The organism is Nitrospirota bacterium (assembly GCA_040756155.1).
Taxonomy (GTDB): domain Bacteria; phylum Nitrospirota; class Thermodesulfovibrionia; order JACRGW01; family JBFLZU01; genus JBFLZU01.
Genome location: JBFLZU010000127.1, coordinates 4,240 through 6,721, shown reverse-complemented (window position 1 = coordinate 6,721; position 2,482 = coordinate 4,240). Strand labels below are relative to the sequence as shown.

The window sequence follows — 2,482 nt, the reverse complement described above, 5'->3', positions numbered from 1 at the left end:
ACATTTATTTTTTGGATTCAAGGAGGCTTCTCACTGCCTTCATGAACTCGCTTATATCCTCGAACTGTCTATAAACAGAGGCAAATCTTACATAGGCAACACCGTCAAGGGTATGAAGCCTTTTCATTACAGCCTCACCTATCAATGAACTTGGAACTTCCTTCTGTGATGATTCCATCAATTCTTTTTCTATCGCATTAGTGAGATTTTCAAGGTCTTCAATACTTATCGGTCTCTTCTCGCATGCCTTCTTGAGACCTGTGAGTATCTTCTGCCTGTCGAAGGTCTCCCTTCTCCCATCTTTCTTTATTACCATTGGAAGTAGTTCTTCTACCCTTTCGTATGTGGTAAATCTCTTCTCACAGGAAGGGCATTCCCTTCGCCTCCTTATTTCTGCACCATCCTTACTCTCTCTTGAATCTATGACCTTTGTTTCATCGTGGCTACAGAAAGGGCATCTCATATAATTATTGGATATTGTTCACAAAGCCCACTAACCTTTCTCCGAACATCAGAAATCACGGATTCCCTATCATGGTTATCCAATACCTCAGATATTAACATGGCTATTTCTTTCATCTGTGATTCCTTCATCCCCCGTGTAGTAACGATAGGGGTCCCTATGCGGAGACCACTGGTTATAGCGGGTGGTTGAGAATCAAACGGAATTGTATTTTTATTGGCTGTTATACCTGCTGACTCAAGTGCCTTTTCCGCCTCTTTACCGGTTATCCCTTTATTAGTGAGATCCATCAGCATCATATGATTGTCAGTGCCATCAGAGACTATCTTGAAACCCCTCTTCATAAGCTCTTCACAGAGTATCTTTGCGTTTTTTACCACCTGCATCTGATAATCTCTAAATTCTGAAGTCAATGCCTCCTTAAATGCCACAGATTTAGCTGCAATCACATGCATGAGTGGTCCACCCTGTATGCCTGGGAATATCATTTTATCTATCACCTTTGAATATTGCTCCTTACACATAATCATACCACCCCTGGGACCCCTTAAGGTCTTATGCGTAGTGGTAGTCACAAAGTCTACGTAAGGAACAGGGCTTGGATGAATACCAGCAGCAATAAGCCCTGCAATGTGGGCAACATCTGCCATAAGGTATGCCCCTACAGAGTCTGCTATCTGTCTGAATGACTTAAAATCAAATATCCGTGAATAAGCACTTGCACCCACAACTATCATCTTTGGTTTGTGCTTTTTTGCTATCTGCATTACAGTGTCGTGATCGATACTTCCTGTTTCCTTATCAACACCATAAAAAACACTGTTATAAAGCATCCCTGAAAAGTTAACAGGGGAACCGTGAGAAAGGTGTCCACCATGGGTAAGGCTCATGCCCAGTATGGTATCGCCTGGTTTGAGGACAGCAAGGTAGACAGCCATATTTGCCTGTGTGCCAGAGTGTGGCTGTACATTAACATGATCGGCACCGAAAAGCTCTTTTGCCCTCTTTATTGCCATAAACTCAACCTCATCAACATATTCGCATCCACCGTAATACCTCTTCTTCGGGTATCCCTCAGCATATTTATTTGTAAGAATAGAGCCCTGTGCCTCAATCACCGCCTTGCTTGCATAGTTCTCAGAGGCAATCAGGACAATATTATTATCTTCTCTCGCCTTTTCCAGTTGTATGAACTCATAGATTTCAGGGTCTGTCTCTTTTAACCCATTAAGGTTCATATCCTCTCAACCTCTTATCTTTTACTCCGTAACTTTCTTTCTATCTCCATTATCTTTTCCACTCGCCTTGAATGTCTACCACCCTCGAATGGTGTATTCAGCCATACATTCACTATCTCTCTGGCTAAATCTGCTCCAACAATCCTGCCACCAATGGTCAGGACATTGGCATCATTATGCAGTCTGCTCATCTTTGCTGTAAAGAGGTCATTACACAAAGCTGCCCTCACACCTGAAACCTTATTTGCCACTATAGACATACCAATACCCGTTCCACAGATAAGGATGCCTCTTTCTACCTCACATTTGCTTACTGCCTCGGCGACTCGAAGCCCGTAGTCAGGATAATCAACTGATTCACATTCAAAGGTTCCATAATCATCAAATTCTATACCGCTATCTTTTAGAAAGGATATAATGATTTCTTTTAGATTAAATCCAGCGTGATCGCAGGCTATCCCGATCTTCATTGAAGCAAAATATTAAATCCTCCTTTTTTTGTCAAGGAAATTTTTAATCTCATTATTATCCAAAGTTGAAAAATTTATTCTTAGGGTATAAAGAGGAGGGTCCCCAAAAATTCTACGACTTTTTGGGGTGTCCCTTAGTTGGGGTGCCCCGGGACTGTGGTTGGTCTTTCTTCTATAAGAGAAAAGTTTTACAGCATCTTTCTCTGTAGTAACGACAGCCTCTGCACCATTATTGATAGAAAGTTGTTCAATCTGTACTAAATCCTTTTCTTTATAAAGATGGTGATCAGGGTAAATGATTTCCTTGACAA

At 41.5% G+C, this 2,482-nt stretch carries 4 protein-coding genes; all 4 read right to left on the bottom strand.

Annotated elements, in window-relative coordinates:
• Window positions 1–4: 4 nt before the first annotated feature.
• Window positions 5–463, bottom strand: a complete 459-nt coding sequence (gene nrdR, locus AB1488_12060) for a transcriptional regulator NrdR (GenBank protein ID MEW6410819.1) — start codon at window positions 461–463, stop codon at window positions 5–7.
• Window positions 460–1,701, bottom strand: a complete 1,242-nt coding sequence (gene glyA, locus AB1488_12055) for a serine hydroxymethyltransferase (protein ID MEW6410818.1) — start codon at window positions 1,699–1,701, stop codon at window positions 460–462. Before glyA ends, nrdR begins: the two co-directional genes overlap by 4 nt.
• 14 nt (window positions 1,702–1,715) lie before the next feature.
• The gene (gene rpiB, locus AB1488_12050; protein ID MEW6410817.1) at window positions 1,716–2,171 is read right to left on the bottom strand and encodes a ribose 5-phosphate isomerase B; all 456 of its coding nucleotides are present in this window, start codon (window positions 2,169–2,171) and stop codon (window positions 1,716–1,718) included.
• Between the two features lie 12 nt (window positions 2,172–2,183).
• Window positions 2,184–2,482 (bottom strand): tetraacyldisaccharide 4'-kinase (locus AB1488_12045; GenBank protein ID MEW6410816.1); only part of this gene is annotated, 299 nt, incomplete at its 5' end.

Bases quoted from the DNA above. Each gene is read 5' to 3' on its own strand.
- nrdR (MEW6410819.1), bottom strand. From the start codon at position 463: ATGAGATGCCCTTTCTGTAGCCACGATGAAACAAAGGTCATAGATTCA.
- glyA (MEW6410818.1), bottom strand. From the start codon at position 1,701: ATGAACCTTAATGGGTTAAAAGAGACAGACCCTGAAATCTATGAGTTC.
- rpiB (MEW6410817.1), bottom strand. From the start codon at position 2,171: ATGAAGATCGGGATAGCCTGCGATCACGCTGGATTTAATCTAAAAGAA.